Below are 23,929 nucleotides of genomic sequence, written 5' to 3'. Positions count from 1 at the left end.
TACTCATTAAAGAACTTAATATGGCTGGCCCCACTTCACTGTCTAAAAGATTGACGTTGCGGGTAGGCTGTTTCACCAAAGAGTGAAAAGTCAAAGGAGAGCAAAATGGCTGTAACTGTAAACACCAACGTGTCTGCCATGACTGCGCAGCGTTACTTGAACAAAGCATCTGGCGATCTTAGCCAATCGATGGAGCGTTTATCTACGGGTAGTAAGATCAACAGCGCAAAAGATGATGCTGCAGGTCTTCAAATTTCAAACCGTCTGGTTGCTCAGACTCGTGGTTTGAACGTCGCTATGCGTAACGCGAACGATGGTATCTCGATTGCACAAACTGCTGAGGGTGCGTTGCAAGAATCAACTAGTATTCTGCAGCGTATGCGTGATTTATCGCTACAGTCATCCAATGGTGCAAACTCTGATGACGACCGTGTTGCGATTCAACAAGAAGTGGGTGCTTTGCAAGATGAGCTTAACCGTATCGCAGAGACAACTTCTTTCGGTGGGCGCAAACTACTAAACGGTCAGTTTGGCGAAGCGGCTTTTCAAATTGGTGCCGACTCTGGTGAAGCTATCATCATGGGGTTAACCAGTGTACGTGCCGATGATTCCCGTATGGGCGGTCAAATGTTTCGTGCAACTGGTATGGCTGATGAAAACTGGCAAGCCGGTGCCGGAGATAAAATTAGCATTAACGTTGCTGGTTTAGCTGATCCCATTTCAGTCGATCTAATTGAAGGCGATGATATTGAAGAAGTAGCAACCCGCATTAACGGTCAACAGTCTGGTGTTTCTGCTTCTGTACGTGACAATGGCGAGCTTCAGTTATTTTCTGAAAACGGTGCAGTAACGTTAGATTCGACAAATACGCAGCTAGCGCAAGGTAAAGATGCTGCGGGTGCTCCTGTCGATTTATTTGCAGGCTCCGCCAGTGAAGCGATGACGGTACAACAAGTTGATGTTAAAAGTGTGGGGGGGGCACAAGAAGCTGTAGGCACTATAGACTCTGCATTAAAATATATTGATAGCCAGCGTGCCGATTTAGGTGCGAAACAGAATCGCTTAGGCCACACGATCAATAACTTGGCGAATGTATCTGAAAACGTCTCGGCATCGAATAGCCGTATTCGTGATACTGATTTTGCAAAAGAATCGACGGAAATGGCTAAAAACCAGATTCTACAGCAGGCAAGTACGTCCATCTTGGCTCAAGCTAAACAGATTCCACAGGCTGCATTGACATTGTTACAATAAATATTGCTGCAATAAACACGACTGCAAAACTGTTCAGCTTTATATTTTAAAACGGTAAGAGGCAACCTCTTGCCGTTTTTTATTATCAGATAATCTTCCCACGATTCATCATTGAACCCTTCTTGAGTCACACTTTTGTCTCTTTTGAAAAAAAAACAAAAAAAAGCTTAAAGGTTTTCTATTCCATGCCGTTACAACTCTTGAATAAAGATTATATAGGTCTTGCCGGCTGGGCTGGTTAAGCCATTAAGAATAATTAAGGAGATACAATTATGGCAGTTACAGTAAATACTAACGTTTCTGCGATGACCGCTCAGCGTTACCTTGGCCAGGCAACCGAAGCTACAGGTAAATCAATGGAGCGTTTGTCTACGGGTAGTCAAATCAACAGTGCGAAAGATGATGCGGCTGGTCTGCAAATCTCTAACCGTTTGATGACCCAGAGCCGTGGTTTAGACGTTGCTGTACGTAACGCAAACGACGGTATCTCTATGGCACAAACAGCCGAAGGTTCAATGCAGGAAACAACCAGTATCTTGCAACGTATGCGTGACTTGTCTCTACAGTCATCGAACGGCTCGAACTCTACAGATGACCGTGTTGCGATTCAAGAAGAAGTTACGGCACTAAAAGATGAAATTAACCGTATCGCAGAAACCACTTCTTTTGGTGGTACTAAATTGCTAAACGGTACATTTGGCGCACGTTCTTTCCAAGTTGGTGCTGATTCAGGTGAAGCAGTACAACTTTCGTTCAATGACATCCGTGCTGATGCGATGAACAGCACATCGACGAAAGGTACAGCTGGTGTTGATTCTTCTTGGGAAGTTTCTGATGCAATGGCAACAGAAGATCTTAAAATCAATGGCACTGCTGTTCAAATAAAAGCTGGCGATGACATTGAAGAGCTAGCCACTAAAATTAACGGTGCTGTTGGTAATGTGAATGCTTCAGTTTCTACTATTCAAGTGGATGATGGCGCAGGTAATATGGTTGATAAGTTAGCACTACAAGTGGTTGCTGATTCTGACCAAGAAATTAAGTTTGAAGGTGCAGCAACTGTTGCAGCACTGGGTATGGCTGATGCTGCTGCCGGTACTGGTGGTGCTTCTGTTCAAAAAATCGATGTAACAAGTGTTGGTGGATCACAGCAAGCGGTCGCTGTACTTGATAACGCTCTGAAGCAAATCGATTCAGACCGTGCAAACTTAGGTGCATCTCAGAACCGTTTGAACCACACAATCAACAACTTGAATAACGTTAACGAAAACGTATCTGCTTCTAACAGCCGTATTCGTGATACAGATTTCGCAAAAGAAACGACAGAAATGACAAAGAACCAGATTCTTTCTCAGGCTTCTACTTCGATTCTTGCGCAAGCAAAACAAGCACCACAAGCTGCACTAAGCCTACTGGGTTAATCCAGCGAAGAACGGCAAGGGTAATCACATTGCCCTTGCCGTTTTTTTATGCCTTTTTTCTATCGTTCGTTAGTCCTGTATTAGCGCATTTTGCAATATATAAAGGTGAATGGTTATGGATGTAAAACCTATAGCAAGCTCATCTCCCTCAGTACAACTCAGTAATTCTGGCACAAAATTTGCTTTATCTTCTGCTGATTCTCAAGGTTTGCCGCCGATCTCCGATAAACTGAATCAAAGTCATATTCAGCAAAGTAGTGATAAAGGGCAAACGGATATTCGTCGCGTTGAACAAACAGCATCGGTCGAGAAGCAAAATGAAATGCAGCGCCAACAACTTGAAAAAGTGGTTGAACGCCTTGAAGAGTTTGTTGGCACCCTAAATAAAGGGCTCGCATTTCGTATTGATGAAGAATCAGGCCGCAGCATTGTCACTATTTATGATAAGAGCAGTGGTGAAATTGTTAGACAGATTCCAGACGAAGATATTTTAACGCTATCCCGCCAAATTGCATCACACTCAGGGGGGTTAGTAACAACGCAAGTGTAATTATTGTCATCATTTGAGGTAGTTAATGAATATAGGCGCAGCGGGTACCGCTTCCGGTCTTGATATTAACGGTATGGTAAAAAGCATTGTCGATGCTGAACGAGCACCCAAAGAATCACGTATTAATCAACAACGTGATCAGGTTGATGTGAGCTTAAGTGCTTACGGAAGACTAAAAGGCTCGTTAGATACCATGAAAAATTTGATGGCAGATTTTCGTCGTAATGACGTGATGTCTGCACGTAGCGTATCGATTGACAACGATGAGGTTTTAGCTGCAAACGTCTCTTCTGAAGCCATTCCTGGAAAATACACCGTTAATGTTCAGCAGCTTGCTCAGTCTCATAAAATTGTTTCCAGTTCTTTTGATGAAAAAGAGAAAATGGGAGCGGGTAAACTATCAATGGCATTGGGTGGTAAGCCGTTTACGGTCGATATTCCAGCCGATGAAAGTAAAATTCTTGATGTTGTTCGGTTGATTAACCGAGCACCAGACAACCCCGGTGTAATGGCCTCCGTTATCAAAGATGATAATGGCGCTCGCCTTGTGCTAGCAGCAGATAAAACAGGTGAACAAAATAGCATTAAAGTAAACGTTGAGGCGCCTGCATTCAGCACATTACAAAAATTTGGTTTTAACATTAATAACGATGCTAATTCGATGAGGGAAATGCAGCCTGCTGTGGATTCACGGGTGTTAATTGATGGCTTAGCATCAGTTACAAGCAGCACGAACAACATTGAAGATGCGATTAATGGTGTTGATATTGATCTTAAAAAGCTGACTGATGGCGTCGATACGCCTGATGTTGTGGTCGATGTAGGCTACGATCGCAATCAAGTGGGTGGTTCGATAGAACAGTTCGTTAATGCTTATAATCAGTTCTTCGATGTAAGCCAAGAATTGGGTCGGTTTGATCCTGAATCGCAAGAAAAAGGCCCATTAGTGGGTGATAGCATTACTCGTTCTGTTACGAATCAACTTCGAGGGGCATTTGCTAATCCCGTTGAAGGCGCACCTGAATCAATTCAAACACTGAGTGAACTGGGCATTACAACGACCATGGCGGGGCGCTTAGAAGTCGATTACGACATATTAGATAAGCAACTTGATCAGAACTTTAACGACGTGGGCGAATTCTTTGGTGGGCAAAACGGCTTTGCTCGCCGCATTGAAGATTTGATCCATTCTTATACTGGCATCACAGGCAGTATTAAAGGGCGTGAAAATAGCTTGAATGATCAAGTGATGCGATTGAATACCGATCAAACGAATTTAGATCGCCGTATGGAGAGCGTAAAGCAACGTACGCACGATCAATTTGTCGCGATGGATGCAGCAATGGGACAAATGAAAGGGCAGTTAGGCTCGATGATGAGCATGATGCCACAGTTTTAATAATATGCTTTTAGTTTCTGGTTTTAAAAGCATGGATTTACGCTAAATAAGTCGTAAATACAGTCACTTATAAAGCGAAAAACAAAGACATAAAGAGAGCTTAACATGCAGCGTTTGAATGAATTAGATAACCAACTGGAGTCGCTACTTGCGGTCGATAGTGATGTTGCCTCTGATTTATTGCAAGGTTTGCTGCAACAGCGCGAACAGCTTCTTCAACAGTTAATGGCTGCACCTGAATGCTTGAATAAAGCAGACTGGCAAACAGCCGTTGAACGTACAACAAGTATACTTGCTCGAATTCGTCACCATAGAGATAACTCGGCAGGTCAATTACAACGGTTTCAGCACGGGCAACGCTCGATGCAGGCTTATAATAAATTTCGGTAAGGTAATAACATGGCAATGAGAGGATCTCTACAGGCTTATAAACGAGTCTCTGTTGATAGTCAGCTAACATCAGCATCACCACACCGTGTGATCCAGATGTTAATGGCAGGCGCAATCGAACGCCTTATTCAGGGCAAAGCGTCAATGGAGCAAGGTAACATTGCTGTTAAAGGCGAACGTTTAGGGAAAGCGCTAGACATCATTATTAGTTTACGCAGTTGTTTATCAATGGAAGATGGCGGTGATATCGCGTCTAATCTTGATGCACTATATGATTTTATGATCCAGCAAATCTATAAGGCAAACCAAGAAAACATCCCTGAACCAATTGATGACGTCATTGATATGTTGCGTGAAATCAAATCAGCATGGGAGCAAATTCCGACTGAATTTCACAATATTACTCAACTTGAAATGTAGTGAAGCAATTATTTTCGATTATCTCTGGTGTTTAGCGAGAGATAATCGTTTTTATTAAAAATAAAGAATTTGGTTATTATATGAAAAAGAAAACCCATAATTCTTTATAATTTAATAAGGTATGCTCATTCTTTACGTCAATAGCATGTTTGTTTAGATTATTTTTTTCTGCTTTTTGTCTCTATTTTCATTTTACCTTGTACTGGTATCACAGCTTTTGGCTGTCTCTGGTTGCCTTATCCTGTGCATTTATTACAATAGCAGCATACCTCTGGTTGCTGTTCCTCTCGAATACGCCACAAAATAGAACATTACCTTAAAGGCAGGCAATATCAATCTTATGCAAGGTTTAGCAAAGATCCTCGTTATTGATGACGATCTGCAGCATCGTCATGACTTAAGTGTCATTCTTAATTTTGTTGGTGAACAGCATGAAGCCGTTTCAACAAATGAAGTTGATAGCTCTCTTTGGGAGAAGGCTTGGGGCGCTTGTCTGTTGGGGAAAATAAACTCCGGTAAATCACTGAATAAAATTTCCGATTTTTTACGCATTCATAATCATATTCCAGTGATTGCATTATCAAACCACGATAATGAATTAGCAGGTTTACCTAATTATGTGGGGGAGTTATTACTGCCACTTAATTACAATCAGTTAACAGATGCACTACGCCATTGTCAGGAATTTCTTGGCAAGCAGACATTGCATGTGCCACAGCTAGGAAGAAAAAACACGTTATTCCGTAGCATGGTGGGGCGTAGTGAGAGCATTAGTCAGGTTCGACGATTAATTGAACAAGTATCATCAACTGATGCGAGTGTTCTAATTCTAGGTGAATCAGGTACTGGCAAAGAAGTTGTCGCGCGTAATATTCATTACCATTCTTCGCGTGGTAAAGGGCCTTTTGTGCCCGTTAACTGTGGTGCAATTCCTTCTGAATTGTTAGAAAGTGAGCTTTTCGGTCATGAGAAGGGCGCATTTACGGGTGCTATTTCATCTCGTAAAGGGCGTTTTGAATTAGCCGAAGGTGGCACATTATTCCTTGATGAGATCGGTGATATGCCGATGTCAATGCAAGTTAAATTATTACGCGTTTTACAAGAACGTAGTTTCGAGCGTGTTGGTGGGAATAACACAATCAAAGTTAATGTGCGTATTGTCGCGGCAACGCATCGTAACCTTGATGAAATGATTGCTGATAATACATTCCGCGAAGATCTTTACTATCGCTTGAATGTATTCCCAATTGAAATGCCAGCATTGCGTGAACGTATTGAAGACATTCCATTATTACTTCAAGAGTTATTAGCAAGAATGGAAGCTGAAGGCGCGAAACTTATTCATTTCACTCCTCGTGCTATTACATCACTGATGGAGCATGAATGGGCGGGTAATGTTCGTGAATTAGCCAATTTGGTTGAGCGCTTAATTATTCTTTATCCTGGTGAAATGGTTGATGTGAACCATTTACCAATGAAATATCGCTATAGCCACATTCCTGATTTTCAACCGGAAGACAACTTCTTATCAACAGAAGAGCAAGAACAATCGGCATTGGCTGATATGTTTGCCTCTACGTATGTTGAAGAAGAGGATCCGGCAGGTTTGAATGATTTACCACCAGAAGGCTTAAATCTAAAAGAGATGTTAGCCGAACTAGAAGTGGAAATGATTCGTCAAGCATTAGAAGCACAAGCGGGAGTGGTTTCTCGTGCCGCAGATATGCTGGGCATGCGTCGTACAACCTTGGTTGAAAAAATGCGGAAATACGGATTGAGCAAAGAAGACATTCGTTAATACCGACACCGCTTTGATATATTACAAACAGCTCTTATTTGAAAGAATAAGGGCTGTTTGTGTATTGGGGGCTTATACCAATTCCATTAATTATCTGACCATTCAGAACACTACAGGGAGTCGAGTTCAAGAATAGCGGTTGATAGAAGAGTGGCTCTCTTTTGAAATCGCTAGACACAGAAATTGACTTACAGTGATGCTCCCTTTAGGCGAGTTTAAAATACTTTTATACTGCATCAATAAATTTCAATTTAGAGCCACTAGATTTTCAATTTATCTCCTTGTCTAAAAGCATTTTAACTCTCGCTGAATTGATCAGATAATTAATGGATTTGGTATTATTATGACTTTCTCTTCGTACTTTTTGACTGTCAATTTTTAAATGTGTCATTTTTTTGACCTTGTGTTCAATGTTTTTTGTTTTGTAACTAATTGATATTATTTGTTATATTTTGGCATGGAAAATGCTTTATATGGTTTTTGTACGTTACTATTCGGTGTAAAATGGACGAGATAGAATCCCCGCTGGGAACGCTGAGCCAACAAGTCAGTCGTTATAAACAAGTATTGGAAGTTATGCCTTCAGGTGTAATTTTGCTTGATCCTATGGGGTGTGTCTGCGAAGCCAATCCTGAGGCGCACCGTTTACTTGGTGCACCGTTAGAAGGTGAGCGATGGTTTGCGGTTATCCAGCGTGCTTTTGCGCCGCAAGACGACGATGGACATGAGGTATCATTACGTAGTGGACGTAAAGTAAAGCTAGCTATTTCTGCTTCTGATGCTGGGCAATTGATTTTTATTACCGATATGACGGAAACCCGTCTTTTACAATCACGTATCAGTGAAATGCAACGTTTATCATCGTTAGGTAAAATGGTTGCATCGTTAGCGCATCAAGTTAGAACACCATTATCTAGCGCTATGTTATATGCTGCTAATTTGTCGACACCTAATTTGAACACCCAAACTCGTGAACGTTTTCAAACCAAACTGGTTGATCGATTGCATGACTTGGAAAAACAAGTCAATGATATGTTGTTGTTTGCCAAAGGGGGCGATAACAAAGTTATAAGCCGCTTTAGCATTGAAAGTTTACTTAATGAATTAGAGTGCATGGTTGAAGCGCAAGTTTTAACGAACAAGGTTGATTTCAGCATTGATTGTGATGATGAAAGTGTGATGATCTTAGGTAATGAAAATGCATTGGCTAGCGCATTAAGTAACCTGATCACAAATGCGATTCAAATGTCAGAGTATGTTGAGGCAATCTGTAAAATTGCAATCACCTGTAAAGTACAAGGTGACAATATAAGCTTATCAGTTTCAGATAATGGTCCCGGCATTGCGTTAGATATGCAGGCGAAAATTTTAGAACCCTTTTATACCACACGGCAACAAGGCACTGGGCTCGGTCTCGCGGTTGTCCAAATGGTTGCGAACGCACACGATGGTAGACTGTCATTGGTCTCTGAACTAGGGCAGGGGGCTTGCTTTAGTATTACGATGCCTTTAGTGCAAGAGCAAATGCCGTTAGCGACAGAGGCGAGTACAGAAAGCCGTTAAGCTAGCTCACAGTGAATAATAAAAATAAGCGATAAGGGAATTTTGATGAATCAAAGCCGCGTATTAGTTGTCGAGGATGACAAAGGCCTTCGTGAAGCATTAGTTGATACATTAGCGCTAGCGGGTTACCAATGGTTAGAAGCTGATAGTGCCGAGAAAGCATTGCTTATTTTAAAATCTGAACCCGTTGATATTGTGGTGTCGGATGTACAAATGGCAGGCATGGATGGATTGGGTTTATTACGGAATATTAAGCAAAATTGGCCTAAAACACCGGTTTTACTGATGACTGCTTACGCGAATATTGAAGATGCTGTATCTGCCATGAAAGAGGGTGCTATCGATTATATGGCGAAGCCATTTGCACCTGAAGTATTACTTAATATGGTGAGCCGTTATGCTCCTACTCGCTGTGCCTCAAGCCAAGCTATTGTTGCTGATGAAAAAAGTCTAAAATTACTCGCTTTAGCCGAAAAAGTCGCCAAAACAGATGCTAATGTCATGGTGCTTGGACCTAGTGGTTCAGGTAAAGAAGTCATGTCACGGTATATTCATGATCACTCTACTCGTAGTGATGGGCCTTTTGTTGCCATTAACTGCGCCGCAATTCCAGATAACATGCTGGAAGCGACATTATTTGGTTATGAAAAAGGGGCCTTTACTGGCGCGGTTCAAGCTTGTCCTGGTAAGTTTGAACAAGCACAAGGCGGAACAATTTTACTGGATGAAATCAGTGAAATGGATCTGAGCCTACAAGCCAAATTATTACGTGTATTACAAGAACGGGAAGTTGAACGTTTAGGTAGTCGAAAAAGTATTAAATTAAATGTTCGGGTACTTGCGACTAGTAATCGCGATCTAAAGCAATATGTTGCACAAGGACACTTCCGAGAAGATCTATATTACCGCTTAAATGTATTCCCATTAGTATGGCCAGCACTGTCTGAACGCAAAGGTGATATTACCCCGTTAGCACGTTTTTTTGTCGAGCGTCATTGCATGAAGCAAGGTTTACCCGTGCCAGTAATTAGCGTGAATGCAGAAGTGAAGTTACAACAATATGAGTGGCCGGGTAATGTAAGAGAGCTTGATAATGTAATTCAACGTGCACTCATTTTATGTGATAGCCGTAGCATTGAAAGTGAGCATATTTTGCTTGAAGGGTTAGATTGGCTAGATGCTATCGGTTTGCAAAATGCCGTTCAGGCAGAATTAAACACTGGCAATAAACCTGTTGTCCCCAACATTGAGCCTTTACAAACAGCGCCTACACGCGATGGGCTCGGTAGTGAGCTACGTGAACAAGAGTTTATTATTATTATAGATACCATAAAAGCGTGCGAGGGGCGTCGAAAAGATGTTGCTGAACAGCTAGGAATTAGTCCGCGAACCCTACGCTATAAATTAGCCAAAATGCGCGATGCCGGAATAGAGATCCCACTCTGATTAATAAATAATTACCACTTAATACGATTACGGCTTAAAACGGGCGTTAAGCTTGCAGTATTAGGGCTTAAGCGGTGATAATCGATGAAAATGTCAATATGCTGACTTTGCGAGGAATAGAATGAACGTAAATGGACTACAAGCAGAAATGAAAGTGATGGGCTTGGAGGCTCAAAATACTTCTCGTCCAGCAACTGGGCAGCAAGTTAGTGCCGATTTTGGTGCTTTGTTTAACGATGCGGTTAAATCTGTAAATCAGCTACAAAGTCAGTCGAGTGATTTAAGTACCCGTTTTGATCAAGGCGATCGCAGTGTATCGTTATCTGATGTCATGATTGCCCGTAATAAGTCGAGCGTGGCTTTTGAAGCGACGGTACAGGTACGCAACAAGATGGTTGAAGCGTACAAAGAATTAATGAATATGCCCGTATAATGCAGGAAGTTAGTTAGTGTCGGAACAAAACCGCGAATTAGCTGTTGCAGGCAATGATGCATCAACTCAAATGGTCACAGACGGTGATCTTGAATTGCAGAATCCTGATGCAGAAGAAAAAAGTGCCACACGCGTCGACAGTGTACTCGGAAACCTAGATTTATTACGTCAGGTTATTCTTGTGCTATCTGTCTCTATTTGTGTAGCGTTAATTGTAATGATGGTGATGTGGATTAAAGAACCTGAAATGCGTCCTTTAGGTACTTATGACACAGCTGAACTGATTACGATTCTTGACCATTTTGATCAAACAAAAGTTAAGTACGAATTAGATGGCAACACGATTCGTGTACCTGCAGATAATTTTTCTTCGATTCAATTAGGGCTTACCCGTGCAGGCTTGAACAACGCCGTTGCTGAAGGCGATGAAATATTATTACAAGACATGGGTTTTGGTGTATCTCAACGCCTAGAAGGCGAGCGCTTAAAATTAAGTCGAGAACGACAACTGGCGCGTGCGATTGAACAAATTCGTCAAGTACGTAAAGCGCAGGTGCTATTGGCGATGCCTAAGCAAAGTGTTTTTGTTCGTCATAATCAAGAAGCATCGGCCACGGTATTCTTAACGTTAGGTACCAATGGTTCTTTGAAGCAGCCAGAAGTTGATTCAATTGTTGATATGGTAGCAAGTGCTGTTCCCAGTTTAAAACCAAATCGAGTAACAGTAACAGATCAACATGGTCGTTTACTGAGTTCAGGTACAGAAGACGCATCAGCGACTGCACAACGAAAAGAATATGAATTAGAGCGTAAGCAAGAACAAGCGATGCGCGAAAAAATTGATTCGATTTTAATCCCGATCCTTGGCTTTGGTAATTATACCTCGCAAGTTGATGTCGCGATGGATTTCAGCGCACAAGAAGAAACCCGCAAACGTTTTGACCCATCGACGCCGTCAACTCGAAGTGAATACACGGTTGAGAATTACAATAACGGTAATATTGTTGCCGGTATTCCGGGGGCTTTGAGTAATCAACCTCCTGCAGATGCATCTATCCCTCAAGATATTGCTGACATGCAATCGGGTCGAGGTTCTAGTGACGGCGCATCTCACCGAGAAGCAACCCGTAACTTTGAGCTTGATACTGTAATCAGTCATCTACGTGCTCAAACTGGCACGGTAAGCCGTCAAACGGTCTCGGTCGCGGTTGATTATAAATCACTAACGAACCCTGAAACGGGGGAAGTAACACGCGTACCAGTAAGCGAAGCTGAGTTGCTTAAAATTCGCCGTTTATTGATGGGTGGTGTTGGTTTTTCTGAAGCTCGTGGCGATATGTTAGAAGTTATAGCAATGCCATTTGCATTACCAACACAAGAACTGATTGCTGAGTTACCTATTTGGGAAAATCCGAATTTCAATACGTGGGTGCGTTGGTTAGCTGCGGCACTGGTTATTATTGTTATCGTGATCGTATTGATTCGCCCTGCAATGAAAAAACTGTTGTATCCACATCAAGCTGCAGACGGTACACCATTAGATAAGAACGGTTTGCCAATCTTATCGTCTGGTGATGATATTGATCTTATTGGCTCTGAATTAGACAGTGTTGATGGTTTCGAATTAAGCAGCAGTAATTTAGATTTACCGAATTTGCATAAAGATGAAGATTTATTAAAAGCAGTCAGAGCACTGGTTGCCAACGAGCCTGATTTAGCGGCTCAAGTTGTGAAAAATTGGGTGAATGAAGATGGCTAATGAAGTTGCTACAGCAGAAGAAAAAAAGTTTGATGCCAACTCGCTATCAGGTATTGATAAAGCAGCCATTCTGTTATTAAGCCTAAGTGAACAAGATGCCGCGACTATTATTCGCCACCTAGAACCCAAGCAAGTGCAGCGGGTGGGTGGTTCGATGGCAAGCATGGCAGATTTAAACCAAGATAAAGTGTCAGCAGTTCATCGACATTTTCTTGAAGATATTCAGAAGTACACCAGCATTGGTATGGGTAGCGAAGACTTTGTTCGTAATACATTAATTGCTGCGTTAGGTGAAGATAAAGCCAATAACTTGGTTGATCAAATTTTAATGGGCAGTGGCTCGCGTGGTTTAGATTCGTTGAAATGGATGGATCCTCGTCAGGTTGCGAGCATCATTTTGAATGAACACCCGCAGATCCAAACCATTGTATTATCGTATTTAGAACCCGAGCAATCAGCTGAAATACTGGCACAGTTCCCTGAGCGTGTACGACTCGACTTAATGATGCGTATTGCTAATTTAGAAGAAGTACAACCAGCAGCTCTACATGAATTGAATGACATCATGGAGAAACAATTCGCTGGTCAAGCGGGTGCTCAAGCGGCGAAAATTGGTGGCATGAAGGCGGCGGCAGAAATCATGAACTACCTCGATAACAGTGTTGAAGGTATGTTGATGGATCAAATTCGTGAGAACGATGAAGATACCGCCACACAAATTCAAGATCTGATGTTCGTGTTCGAAAACCTTGCTGAAGTGGATGATCGTGGTATTCAGGTTATCTTACGTGATGTGCCACAAGACCTATTACAAAAAGCCCTTAAAGGTGCAGATGATATGCTGCGTGAGAAAATCTTACGTAATATGTCTAAACGTGCGGCTGAAATGCTACAAGATGATTTAGAAGCCATGGGACCAATCCGTGTAGCTGATGTCGAAATGGCACAAAAAGAAATTTTATCGGTAGCTCGTCGTTTAGCTGATGCTGGTGAAATTATGCTGACAGGTAACGGCGGTGCTGATGAGTTCTTATAATCAATTTTTCGCAAATTTATAGCAGGGTGTTGTTATGAATGATGATCGTCGCCGTGGTTTCTTGCGTGTATCTGAGCATCAAGCAGAAGAGCTTGAACGCTGGGCGTACCCAGATTACAGCAAGACACAAGAAGCACCACGTGATAACGCCTTAAACTATGATCCTCTTTGGCAACCACAAGAGTTGGAAGAGGAAGAAGAGCAGGGGCCACCGCCCCTTACGGCTGCCGATCTGGAAGATATTCGCCAGTCTGCGAGTGATGAAGGTTTTAATGAAGGCAAAGCCACAGGTCACACTGAAGGCTTCGACGTCGGTAAAATTGAAGGCCTTGAAGCAGGGCATGCTGAAGGTCTTGAGCAGGGTTTAGCGCAAGGACTCGAGCAGGGACAGGCACAAATAACAGAGCATGTATCGCACCTTACTCAGTTAGTCGAAAAATTAGCAAACCCGCTGAAACAGCTTGATGCGGAAGTGGAAAGCCAAGTAGTCAGTTTGGTGACTAGCTTAACGCGAGAGCTAATTCGAGTTGAAGTCCAAACCAACCCGCAAGTGATGTTGAACACCATTCGTGAAGTGATTGCGACATTGCCTATTGCTGAACGCCAAACACGATTAAGTCTTCATCCTGATGATCTTGAAAATGTGCGTCAAGCCTATGGTGATGAAAACCTTGTTGAACGTAAATGGACATTGATTGGCGAACCATCGCTTAATCGTGGTGATCTACAAGTTCAATCAGGAGACTCAACCGTTGATTATTATATCGACGATCGTATTCGCCATTTGTTAGAACAATTTAGCGGTGTAAACAATCAACGAAGCGAAGCGCTATAATGTCTTCCCCACTGGCTAGCCGTCTTTCTCAATATCAAACTAAAGGCATTGCGTGCCGTCCTATTGCATCTGGGCGACTTGTGCGTGTTGTTGGCCTCACGCTAGAAGCCATTGGCTGTCGTGCGCCGGTCGGTAGCTTATGTATTGTTGAAACCCTCAATGGTGACTTAGAAGCAGAAGTCGTTGGTTTTTCCGGTGAAATACTATTCTTAATGCCGAGTGAACAATTGTTAGGTGTAATGCCTGGGGCTAAAGTAACCCCTGTATTACATGATAATGGTTTACCTGTTGGCTCTGAACTGCTTGGGCGCGTCATTGATGGTGTGGGCAATCCACTCGATGGGCTAGGTGATATATTTACTGAAAAGCGTGCTTCGTTTACATCTCCTGCTATCAACCCTCTTTCGCGTAAGCCTATCAAAGAACCGTTAGATGTCGGCATTAAAGCCATTAATGGTTTACTTTCTGTGGGGAAAGGGCAGCGAATTGGTTTATTTGCCGGTTCTGGTGTGGGTAAATCTGTCACGTTGGGCATGATGACCCGAGGAACAACCGCTCAGGTTGTTGTTGTGGGGTTGATTGGCGAGCGTGGTCGAGAAGTAAAAGAATTTATTGATGAAATTCTAGGGGAAGAAGGGCGTAAGCGTGCGGTGGTGATTGCAGCACCTGCGGATACATCACCGTTAATGCGCTTAAAAGGCTGTCAAACGGCATTGACTATAGCGGAGTATTTCCGTGATCAAGGTTTAGATGTGTTGCTATTAATGGATTCACTGACCCGTTTTGCCCAAGCACAGCGAGAGATCGCATTATCTGTCGGTGAGCCACCTGCAACTAAGGGTTACCCACCGTCTGTATTTGCAAAGCTTCCTGCTTTAGTTGAGCGTGCTGGTAACGGTTCTGGTGATCAAGGCTCTATTACCGCCTTTTTTACCGTATTAACCGAAGGGGATGATTTGCAAGATCCCATTGCTGATGCATCTCGCGCTATCCTTGATGGCCATATTGTATTGTCTCGTGAAATGGCAGATGCAGGGCATTATCCGGCGATTGATGTTGAGCGTTCGGTCAGTCGTGTTATGCCCGCGATTGTTGATGATGAGCATATGTTGATGTCGAAAGCAGTAAGACAGATATTGTCTATTTGCCGTAAGAACCAAGACTTGGTATCAATTGGCGCTTACAAGCCGGGCACCGATCCTAATATCGATCAGGCATTTAGCTTTAAGCCGAAATTAGATGCGTACTTACAACAAGAAATGAAAGAAGCTGTCCCGTATGCAATGTGTGTGAATATGCTGCGTTCGACCCTTGGTGGGTAAGCTCTAAGTTGGAATTATTATGTCAAATAACGCATTAAATTTGATTTTAGAGCATGCTAAAGAAGAGGAGCATCAGGCCTCTCTTGCCTTAAATCAAGCACGTATTGAACGTCAGAATTACCTACAACAATTACAGCAAATAGAACAGTATCGATTAGATTATTGTAAACAACTATCGACCCGTGGTCAGGAAGGTTTAACAGCCAGTTCATATGGGCATTTACAAAAGTTTCTTACTCAGTTAGATGAAACGCTCGCGAAACAAAAAGAAGCTGGGCATCAGTTTGAATTTCAAATTGAACAATGTAGCGAACACTGGAATGAAGTAAGAAAAAAGCGTCGTTCAATCGAATGGCTGCTTGAGAAAAAGCAAACAGAACGACAAAAAATGCTCGACCGGCAAGAGCAGAAAATGATGGATGAGTTTTCGACCCTGCAATTTGCACGACGAAATTTATAAGCTCCATAATAAATGTGAAACTTGGCGCAATTCTTGCATTTAATGATTAACTGTTATTCTCATTATCTCGAGTGGCCATGAAATCGTCCAACTTTTTGTCAGCAGATATGGTGCCACCTTCGAAGGCCACTGCGGCAGCGAGTTCTTCTAAAAGTGCCGCTGTAACCAATAATACCGTTACTGAATTATCATCAGTAGATAAACTGACAGATAAAAGCACTCAGGCAGATCGTTTTTCGAGTGAGTATGAAGCGGCAGTTAAGGGCGATAAAGAACCTTCAGCTGAGATGATGAAAAAGTCATCTAATGATAATTTAGTTGCAAAAAATCAAACGGTTGATCTTAAAATTCAACCTGAAGAAACACATGTATTAGAGGTTAAAAGTAGCAACGATATCTCTCTTGATAGTGAGAGTACCGCTGTTTCCGATGTTGTTTCAATTACCGACGCTTCAGTTGCGGATGCTTCTGTTATTAATGGAATAGATCAAAAAGTAGCCGTTGATGCTGAGTCAAAGCAGCAAGTAATGGCTGACGGGGAAGCGCTCCTTAACCAGTTATCGGTATCAAATAAGCAGTTATCAGCACCAAGTGAGCAAGATGGCAAGTTATTGCCACCGCAACAAAGATCGGAAAAGGGTGAACAAGCTGTCATCCCTAAATTTACCCGTCAAAAAAATGGCAGCGGTGTTGAGGGGGAGTTACTTGCCTCTGGTTCGCTTACTCAAAATACGACACTTCAGCAAGAAAATAATCCGAGTATAACTAAAGAGCAGTTAGCGAAAACGCAGAAATCAGGCGGGTTAAGTGATGATGAGCTAGCAAAAGTGTTTGCATCATCCAGCGTTAACAGTGGTAGTCAAAAAAATGACAGCTCTGTTTTGTCTTCACAGAATATGCTCAATAAACCAGATATGGCGGATGATGCCAATATCGGTGAGGGCGAGATCGATAATGCAAAGATAAGTACCTCAGTTGTCGCTACGTCGGGTGCAGTGACTGAATCTGAAGATATGGGTGTAGATGTATCGCCAGCAGATAGTGGTCGACTCGCTATGGCTGGCGCATTGATGATGCCAAGCAATGAGCAAGCAATATCGACAGCAAAAAACACCTCACCGTCTGTACAAGCAGATATAACGTCATCGATACCTTGGTCGACATCTTCTTCAGCAGCCGTAGCAACAGTGTCAACTGGGGTGACAGCATCACCGCTTGTCGCTAGTCCAACAGAAGCTGTCGCGAGCCATTCAATGATGGACGTTGGTATTGGCATGACAGGTGCGGCAGCGTTGATAACGGATAGCGACAATACTGATGGCACTCAAACGAAAGAGATAAATAGTGCTGTTGCCAATACAGGGTTAGCAACAGGCATGGACAGTGTGTTAAATAATACGACGTTAAATACAGATAATAAAGCGAGTGACTTTTCTCAGCAACTCAGTAGCCTGAGTGGGCAGCAAGGTGGTTTGAATATGCAGGCAAAAAGTGAAGCATTAGCCCAAGCACAGTCACCGCTGCAGTTATCAAAAGATCAAGCTGGTGATCAGGTCTCTGAACGTATCAATATGATGATGTCGAAAAACTTAAAGCATGTTGATATTCGACTTGATCCACCTGAGCTTGGTAAATTACAAATTAGATTGTCACTTAACCAAGATCAGGCATCTGTTCAGTTTACCGTTGGTAACCAGCAAACTCGTGATTTAGTTGAGCATTCAATGCCAAGGTTACGAGAAATGCTGCATCAACAAGGCTTACAATTAGCACAAAGCTCAGTGCAGCAGGATGCGTCTCGTCAGGCATTTTCAGGGCAATCTGGCCAACAAAATCAAAATGATTCGGGCACACAGCAATCTGGTAATCATTCAGGTAATGGTTCTCATGCTGGTGGTGATAACCACGACGATAACATTATGTCGGGAGGTGAGGCTGTCGATATGTATGTTAAACCTGCAGATGATCGTGTCGACTATTATGCTTAATGCGTTAGAATTGCGGCCTAGATAATAAATTGGATATTGAGTGCAGTGTTAACTGATTTTTGTATTCGATATAAAATAATGAATTAAAGCTGATTACAAAAAAGGATTGTAAAACGAATGGCTGATGATGTTGAAAATACGGGAAGTAAAAAAAAGCTTTTTATTCTGATTGCATTGGCTGTAACGCTTTTGATTGGTGCAGCTGTAGCAGCATGGCTTTTAATGGGTGATGAAACACCTGAACCCGAGATGGCGACAACATCGGCAAATCAACAAGTTTCGACAGTCGTCGAGCCCGCGTACTATGTCATCATGCCACAGCCCTTTATTTTTAATGTTGTGGGTGACAAGCGTGATCGTGTTGTACAAGTAAAAGTTCAGCTAATGGTGCGTGGTAACAATAATGAAGCTCTCGCACAGCAACATATTCCGTTGATTGAAAGTACATTATTGCAATCATTTGGTGCCGCAACTGTCGAGCAGTTACGTACACCTAATGGACGTATTGATTTACGTAAGCAGGCATTATTTGCTATTCAATCTTCGATGGAAAAAATCTCTGGCCAGCAAGTAGTCGATCGTGTGCTATTTACTGGCTTCGTAATGCAGTAGGTTTAATGTGAGTGACTTATTAACTCAAGATGAAATCGACGCCCTTTTACATGGTGTCGACGACGTAGAAGATGAAGATGAACAATCCTTAAGTGAGACGGGGATATCTTCGTTCGATTTTTCGTCACAGGACCGTATTGTCCGTGGTCGAATGCCTACGCTGGAATTGATCAATGAACGTTTTGCTCGCCACATGCGGATCAGCTTGTTTAACATGTTGCGTAAAACCGCAGAAGTGTCGATTAACGGCGTTCAAATGATTAAATTTGGTGAATACCAAAATACATTGTATGTACCTACCAGTTTAAACATGGTGAGATTCCGTCCTTTAAAAGGCACGGCCTTGATAACCATGGAAGCACGTTTAGTTTTTATTTTAGTCGAAAACTTTTTTGGCGGAGATGGTCGTTTTCACGCCAAGATTGAAGGCCGTGAATTTACGCCAACAGAGCGTCGAATTGTACAAATGCTATTGAAATTAGTGTTTGAAGACTACCGAGAAGCGTGGTCTCCCGTCATGGGGGTTGAATTTGAATATCTAGATTCAGAAGTTAACCCGACCATGGCAAACATCGTTAGCCCAACAGAAGTCATTGTGGTGAGTTCTTTCCATATTGAAGTGGATGGCGGTGGTGGTGACTTCCATGTTGTTATGCCGTATTCAATGGTAGAGCCGATCCGCGAGTTATTAGATGCTGGTGTTCAAAGTGACAAAATGGACAAAGATGTCCGTTGGAGTATGGCACTGCGTGAGGAGATCATGGATGTACCTGTGAATCTTCGTGCTAAGTTATTGGATGTCGATTTATCGTTACGCGATTTAATGGAATTACAAGCTGGCGACATTATTCCTATTGATGTACCAGAGTCGGCAACCGTATTTGTAGAAGATCTGCCGACTTATCGCGCCAAGATGGGAAAGTCGGGTGATAACATCGCCTTAAAGATTACGCAAAAACTCAAGCGACCAGATATGGTCAAAACGGATTTAGCTTTTTTAGACCGTGATGAACTCGGCGCTGCATTGCTCAATATTAATAATTCAGACGATTAAAAATAGGTAATATTATGTCTCAGAATGATCAACAAATGGCTGACGATTGGGCTGCGGCACTTGCTGAGCAAACTGTCGATGGTGCACAACCCGCACCTTTAGAAGAGCTTGTTGATGAAAGTACGCCGATTTCGGATGATGAGCGTCGTAAACTTGATACGATCATGGATATTCCGGTCACTATTTCAATGGAAGTAGGGCGTACTCAAATTAGTATTCGTAACCTACTGCAATTGAACCAAGGTTCCGTTGTTGAACTTGACCGTATTGCTGGTGAGTCATTGGATGTTATGGTGAACGGCACATTGATAGCGCATGGTGAGGTTGTTGTCGTGAATGATAAGTTCGGTATTCGTCTTACCGATGTAATTAGCCAGACAGAGCGCATTAAGAAACTACGTTAAGGTTTGTTATGAGATCCCCTTTTTTAGCATTGGTTAGCTTTTGCTTGGTCGTTTTTACTGCGCCAGCATTGGCTGATTCTCTGGCTCCCGAAATGAATATAGCCACGACATTAGCTTCATTAGTGTTAGTGGTTATTTTTATTGTTTTTTTAGCTTGGTTATTAAAACGCATGAAGTTGCCTGGTATTCAAGGGGCAGATGGAGCACTTAAAGTCCTGAAGCAGCTACCGATAGGACAACGTGAACGTATTGTTTTATTACAAGTTGGTGAAGAGCAATTATTGGTTGGTGTTACTCAGCACAATATTTCTTTGTTGACGAAGCTAGAACAGCCTTTGGCTATGGATGCACAGCCGAGTGGTGATTTTGCGAACCACTTAAGTAAATTATTAAAGACCAATGATAAAAAATAACCTTATTGCTGTTGTTCTGGCGGCTTTTGCTTTCTTTGTCAGTTTACCTGTAATGGCAGAAATGGATGCAATGGTACTACCTGCGACGTCAGCCAGTGAAAGCGTAACCGTGAGTAGCATGCAAAACGACCAAGGCGCAGCGAGCTTTATTCAATCTGCAAGTCGTGGTGGTATTCCTGCTTTTTCTGTCACCACTAATCCTGATGGCGGCGAAGATTATTCGGTAACGTTGCAGATCCTCGGTTTAATGACGGCATTGGGTTTTCTACCAGCCATTGTTATTTTGATGACCTCATTTACCCGTATTGTTGTGGTGTTATCCATTCTTCGACAAGCAATGGGTTTACAACAAACGCCATCGAATCAGGTTATTATTGGTATTGCACTGTTTATGACATTCTTTGTGATGTCGCCAGTCATCGATAAAGTAAATATTGACGCTGTTCAGCCCTATATCAATGAAGAAATTACAGCCGCGCAGGCATTTGAAACAGCCCAAGTGCCGTTACGTCAATTCATGCTTAAACAAACACGTGTTAAAGACTTAGAAAGTTTCGTTAATATGTCTGGCTCGACAGCGACCGCACCCGAAGATGTGCCGATTACAGTATTGATTCCTGCGTTTATTACTTCTGAATTGAAAACAGCATTTCAGATTGGATTTATGTTGTTTTTGCCTTTCTTGATCATTGACCTTGTGGTCGCTTCTGTCTTGATGGCAATGGGTATGATGATGCTATCTCCAATGATTGTATCGTTACCTTTTAAGTTAATGTTGTTTGTTTTGGTTGATGGCTGGAACCTTATTTTGACCACGTTGGCGGGAAGTTTTGGTACTTAGATGTTTATTAATGCATCTGATCTCTTATTAAGTATCGAATCTAAAAAGGAAGTGTTATGACACCTGAAGCGTTTGTCGAAATATTTCAAGAAGCTTTGTTTATGGTACTTATCATGGTGTGTGCCATTGTTGTGCCTGGTTTATTAATTGGTCTAGTCGTTGCAGTTTTCCAAGCGGCCACCTCGATCAATGAACAAACATTAAGTTTCTTACCTCGATTAATAGTGACCTTGTTAGCGTTGATGTTTTTTGGACATATGATGACAGGAATGCTGATGGATTATTTTTTTCGCATCATAGATCGTATCCCCCAGATTTTATATTAGCGTTGCTTATGATTTTTTTGGATCACGCATAACCTATGACTTACCCGTCAGCACTTATACTCGATTGGCTTGCGAATTATTTTTGGCCCTTTACGCGCATTTCATCGATGATGATGACAATGACGTTTTTTGGCGCCCGTTTTGTCTCGCCTAGAATTCGTTTATACCTTGGTTTAACCGTTACTTTTGCTGTGATGCCTTCATTACCTGCAGTACCCGCTAACATTGAATTATTGTCTTTGCAGGGTTTTTTAATCACGGCCCAACAAATTGTTATTGGTGTATCTATTGGGTTAGTGACGCAATTTGTGACACAAACCTTTGTCTTGGTTGGGCAAATATTGGGTATGCAGTCTAGTTTAGGTTTTGCATCCATGGTTGATCCGGCTAATGGTCAGAATACACCTGTGCTTGGTCAGCTTTATTTGTTTCTTGCAATCATGCTGTTCTTGGCAACAGATGGTCACCTTGAAATGCTAAATGTTATTGTATTGAGTTTTAAAACATTGCCGATAGGGCAAGAAATGTTTCGCCCTGATGATTATTACCAATTAGCGGGTTGGTTTGGTCATATGTTTAAAGGTGCACTTAACATGGCATTAGCCGGTGTTATTGCTTTGTTGACGGTAAACTTATCGTTTGGCGTAATGACGCGAGCTGCACCACAGTTGAATATCTTTGCATTGGGCTTTTCATTTGCATTGCTACTGGGTTTACTAATCAGTTGGTATTTGGTTATGGGGATGTTGCCTCAGTATCAACATGCTTGGGATTTTGGTTTTCAGCAGATTTGTAGCCTGATTAGGGTGGATTGCTGATGGCTGAGTCTGATGGGCAGGAACGCACCGAAGACGCCACGGCCAGAAAGCTCGAGCAAGCTCGAGAAAAAGGGCAAGTGGCACGTTCCAAAGAATTAGCGTCTGTTGCTGTATTAGTAATGGGTGCTGTTTCGCTTATGTGGTACGGCGAAGGGCTAGGTAAAGCATTAGCTGAAATAATGACACAAATGTTTTCGCTTAGTCGTGAAGAAATTTACGATCTTAATCGGTTATTTTCAATAATGCTTACTGCTATCTGGAGTGTTGTTTTTCCGCTTGGTTTGGTATTGATCGTTCTATTTACAGCGGCGCTGATTGGTGCGGCTGGTTTAGGCGGAGTGAGTTTTTCTGCTGAAGCGGCAATGCCTAAATTATCAAAAATGAACCCGATGAGTGGGTTCAAGCGCATGTTTGGCATGCAAAGTTGGGTTGAACTCATTAAATCAATTCTGAAGGTTTTGTTGGTTACGGGTGTTGCTGCTTACTTAATGTATTCAAGCTTGAACGATTTCTTCTTATTAAGTCTAGAAATTTATCCGTCTAATATATTTCATGCGCTTGATATTTTGATGCAATTTATTTTGTTGATTTGTTGTTCACTGCTGGTGATTGTGGCAATAGATGTGCCATATCAAATTTGGCAGCACAACGAACAATTAAAAATGACCAAGCAAGAAGTGAAAGATGAATACAAAGATACAGAAGGTAAACCTGAAGTAAAAGGGCGTATTCGCATGCTTCAGCGTGAAATGGCACAACGGCGAATGATGGCTGATGTGCCTCAAGCAGATGTTATTATTACCAACCCAGAGCATTTTTCGGTTGCGCTACGTTATGATCCTAAACTCGATTCGGCTCCTATTGTTATCGCTAAAGGCGTAGATCATGCCGCGTTGAAAATCAGAGAGATCGCGAATAAGCATAATATCGATATTGTTCCGGCCCCACCGTTGGCACGTGCTATTTATCATACCACTGAGTTAGAGCAGCATATTCCTGATGGGTTATTTGTTGCCGTTGCTCAGGTATTAGCATATATCTTCCAATTGAAGCAATATCGAAAAGGGCAAGGTAAGCGCCCTAAGCTGGCAAAAGAATCGATGACTATCCCGACAGAGCTACGTCATTAAAATGTGTTTTGAGTATATATTGGATATGAGCCAGACAGGATGTGTTGCTTAAATAGTGTTCATGTTAGGACTTTTTCAATTTACGCTCTAACTTATAATGTTGTAAATAATGGCTAGAATCACAAAATACACTCCTTTTCTAATTGCTTATATAAATATCTGTTAACCTCCATTGTCGTCAAAAAAATGACAAATATCTAGGCATGATTCTTGCTTTGGTAGTTATTCTTTCTGGTCGCTCGAATACATTAATCTGA

Annotated in this window: 24 protein-coding genes; all 24 read left to right on the top strand. The window is 42.2% G+C overall.

The genetic code is table 11. The features are described from left to right. Positions 1 to 105: 105 nt before the first annotated feature. The gene (locus C9J48_RS03895; RefSeq protein ID WP_006230958.1) at positions 106 to 1,254 is read left to right on the top strand and encodes a flagellin; all 1,149 of its coding nucleotides are present in this window, start codon (positions 106 to 108) and stop codon (positions 1,252 to 1,254) included. A 272-nt stretch (positions 1,255 to 1,526) separates the two neighbouring features. Beyond that, on the top strand, positions 1,527 to 2,675 hold the full coding sequence (locus C9J48_RS03890) for a flagellin (protein WP_006230959.1): 1,149 nt from the start codon (positions 1,527 to 1,529) through the stop codon (positions 2,673 to 2,675). 115 nt (positions 2,676 to 2,790) lie between these two features. After that, positions 2,791 to 3,225 (top strand): flagellar protein FlaG, encoded by a 435-nt coding sequence (flaG, locus tag C9J48_RS03885; RefSeq protein ID WP_006230960.1) that lies wholly within the window; start codon positions 2,791 to 2,793, stop codon positions 3,223 to 3,225. A 25-nt stretch (positions 3,226 to 3,250) separates the two neighbouring features. Next, complete coding sequence (gene fliD / locus C9J48_RS03880; protein WP_006230961.1) at positions 3,251 to 4,624, top strand: flagellar filament capping protein FliD; 1,374 nt, start codon at positions 3,251 to 3,253, stop codon at positions 4,622 to 4,624. A 105-nt stretch (positions 4,625 to 4,729) separates the two neighbouring features. Beyond that, on the top strand, positions 4,730 to 5,014 hold the full coding sequence (locus tag C9J48_RS03875; protein WP_006230962.1) for a hypothetical protein: 285 nt from the start codon (positions 4,730 to 4,732) through the stop codon (positions 5,012 to 5,014). Positions 5,015 to 5,029: 15 nt separating this feature from the next. Further along, entirely contained in the window at positions 5,030 to 5,434 is a 405-nt protein-coding gene (fliS, locus tag C9J48_RS03870; RefSeq protein ID WP_036803462.1) for a flagellar export chaperone FliS, read from the top strand. Between the two features lie 340 nt (positions 5,435 to 5,774). Next, positions 5,775 to 7,232 (top strand): sigma-54 dependent transcriptional regulator, encoded by a 1,458-nt coding sequence (locus C9J48_RS03865; RefSeq protein ID WP_006230964.1) that lies wholly within the window; start codon positions 5,775 to 5,777, stop codon positions 7,230 to 7,232. 504 nt (positions 7,233 to 7,736) lie between these two features. After that, entirely contained in the window at positions 7,737 to 8,795 is a 1,059-nt protein-coding gene (locus tag C9J48_RS03860; RefSeq protein ID WP_006230965.1) for a sensor histidine kinase, read from the top strand. Between the two features lie 45 nt (positions 8,796 to 8,840). Continuing rightward, positions 8,841 to 10,241: a sigma-54-dependent transcriptional regulator gene (locus C9J48_RS03855; protein ID WP_006230966.1), complete on the top strand. Its 1,401-nt coding sequence runs from the start codon at positions 8,841 to 8,843 to the stop codon at positions 10,239 to 10,241. 121 nt (positions 10,242 to 10,362) lie between these two features. After that, positions 10,363 to 10,674: a flagellar hook-basal body complex protein FliE gene (gene fliE, locus C9J48_RS03850; protein WP_006230967.1), complete on the top strand. Its 312-nt coding sequence runs from the start codon at positions 10,363 to 10,365 to the stop codon at positions 10,672 to 10,674. Between the two features lie 16 nt (positions 10,675 to 10,690). After that, a complete protein-coding gene (gene fliF / locus C9J48_RS03845) occupies positions 10,691 to 12,433 on the top strand; it encodes a flagellar basal-body MS-ring/collar protein FliF (RefSeq protein ID WP_006230968.1) in 1,743 nt (580 codons plus the stop codon). Further along, complete coding sequence (gene fliG / locus C9J48_RS03840) at positions 12,426 to 13,469, top strand: flagellar motor switch protein FliG (protein WP_006230969.1); 1,044 nt, start codon at positions 12,426 to 12,428, stop codon at positions 13,467 to 13,469. The genes fliF and fliG overlap by 8 nt, the downstream gene beginning before the upstream one ends. Positions 13,470 to 13,503: 34 nt before the next feature. Beyond that, positions 13,504 to 14,304 carry a flagellar assembly protein FliH gene (gene fliH / locus C9J48_RS03835; protein WP_006230970.1) on the top strand — a complete coding sequence of 267 codons (801 nt, stop codon included), beginning with the start codon at positions 13,504 to 13,506 and terminating at the stop codon, positions 14,302 to 14,304. Then, positions 14,304 to 15,626 carry a flagellar protein export ATPase FliI gene (fliI, locus tag C9J48_RS03830; protein WP_006230971.1) on the top strand — a complete coding sequence of 441 codons (1,323 nt, stop codon included), beginning with the start codon at positions 14,304 to 14,306 and terminating at the stop codon, positions 15,624 to 15,626. Before fliH ends, fliI begins: the two co-directional genes overlap by 1 nt. 19 nt (positions 15,627 to 15,645) lie before the next feature. Beyond that, positions 15,646 to 16,086, top strand: a complete 441-nt coding sequence (gene fliJ, locus C9J48_RS03825; protein ID WP_006230972.1) for a flagellar export protein FliJ — start codon at positions 15,646 to 15,648, stop codon at positions 16,084 to 16,086. Positions 16,087 to 16,163: 77 nt separating this feature from the next. Continuing rightward, positions 16,164 to 18,074, top strand: a complete 1,911-nt coding sequence (locus C9J48_RS03820; RefSeq protein WP_242610834.1) for a flagellar hook-length control protein FliK — start codon at positions 16,164 to 16,166, stop codon at positions 18,072 to 18,074. A gap of 117 nt (positions 18,075 to 18,191) precedes the next feature. After that, positions 18,192 to 18,686, top strand: coding sequence for a flagellar basal body-associated protein FliL (gene fliL, locus C9J48_RS03815; RefSeq protein WP_006230974.1), 495 nt, complete (start codon positions 18,192 to 18,194; stop codon positions 18,684 to 18,686). 7 nt (positions 18,687 to 18,693) lie between these two features. Continuing rightward, on the top strand, positions 18,694 to 19,740 hold the full coding sequence (fliM, locus tag C9J48_RS03810; protein ID WP_006230975.1) for a flagellar motor switch protein FliM: 1,047 nt from the start codon (positions 18,694 to 18,696) through the stop codon (positions 19,738 to 19,740). A gap of 14 nt (positions 19,741 to 19,754) precedes the next feature. Further along, positions 19,755 to 20,144: a flagellar motor switch protein FliN gene (fliN, locus tag C9J48_RS03805; RefSeq protein ID WP_006230976.1), complete on the top strand. Its 390-nt coding sequence runs from the start codon at positions 19,755 to 19,757 to the stop codon at positions 20,142 to 20,144. A gap of 8 nt (positions 20,145 to 20,152) precedes the next feature. Next, positions 20,153 to 20,557 (top strand): flagellar biosynthetic protein FliO, encoded by a 405-nt coding sequence (gene fliO / locus C9J48_RS03800; RefSeq protein ID WP_006230977.1) that lies wholly within the window; start codon positions 20,153 to 20,155, stop codon positions 20,555 to 20,557. Further along, positions 20,544 to 21,398, top strand: a complete 855-nt coding sequence (fliP, locus tag C9J48_RS03795; protein WP_006230978.1) for a flagellar type III secretion system pore protein FliP — start codon at positions 20,544 to 20,546, stop codon at positions 21,396 to 21,398. The genes fliO and fliP overlap by 14 nt, the downstream gene beginning before the upstream one ends. A gap of 56 nt (positions 21,399 to 21,454) precedes the next feature. Beyond that, positions 21,455 to 21,724 (top strand): flagellar biosynthesis protein FliQ, encoded by a 270-nt coding sequence (gene fliQ, locus C9J48_RS03790; protein ID WP_006230979.1) that lies wholly within the window; start codon positions 21,455 to 21,457, stop codon positions 21,722 to 21,724. Positions 21,725 to 21,759: 35 nt separating this feature from the next. Then, positions 21,760 to 22,542, top strand: a complete 783-nt coding sequence (gene fliR / locus C9J48_RS03785; protein ID WP_006230980.1) for a flagellar biosynthetic protein FliR — start codon at positions 21,760 to 21,762, stop codon at positions 22,540 to 22,542. Further along, positions 22,542 to 23,672, top strand: a complete 1,131-nt coding sequence (gene flhB, locus C9J48_RS03780; RefSeq protein WP_006230981.1) for a flagellar biosynthesis protein FlhB — start codon at positions 22,542 to 22,544, stop codon at positions 23,670 to 23,672. The genes fliR and flhB overlap by 1 nt, the downstream gene beginning before the upstream one ends. Positions 23,673 to 23,929 lie beyond the last annotated feature (257 nt).

The organism is Photobacterium profundum, from assembly GCF_003026285.1.
Taxonomy (GTDB): domain Bacteria; phylum Pseudomonadota; class Gammaproteobacteria; order Enterobacterales; family Vibrionaceae; genus Photobacterium; species Photobacterium profundum.
This window is presented reverse-complemented; position numbering and strand designations above follow the sequence as displayed.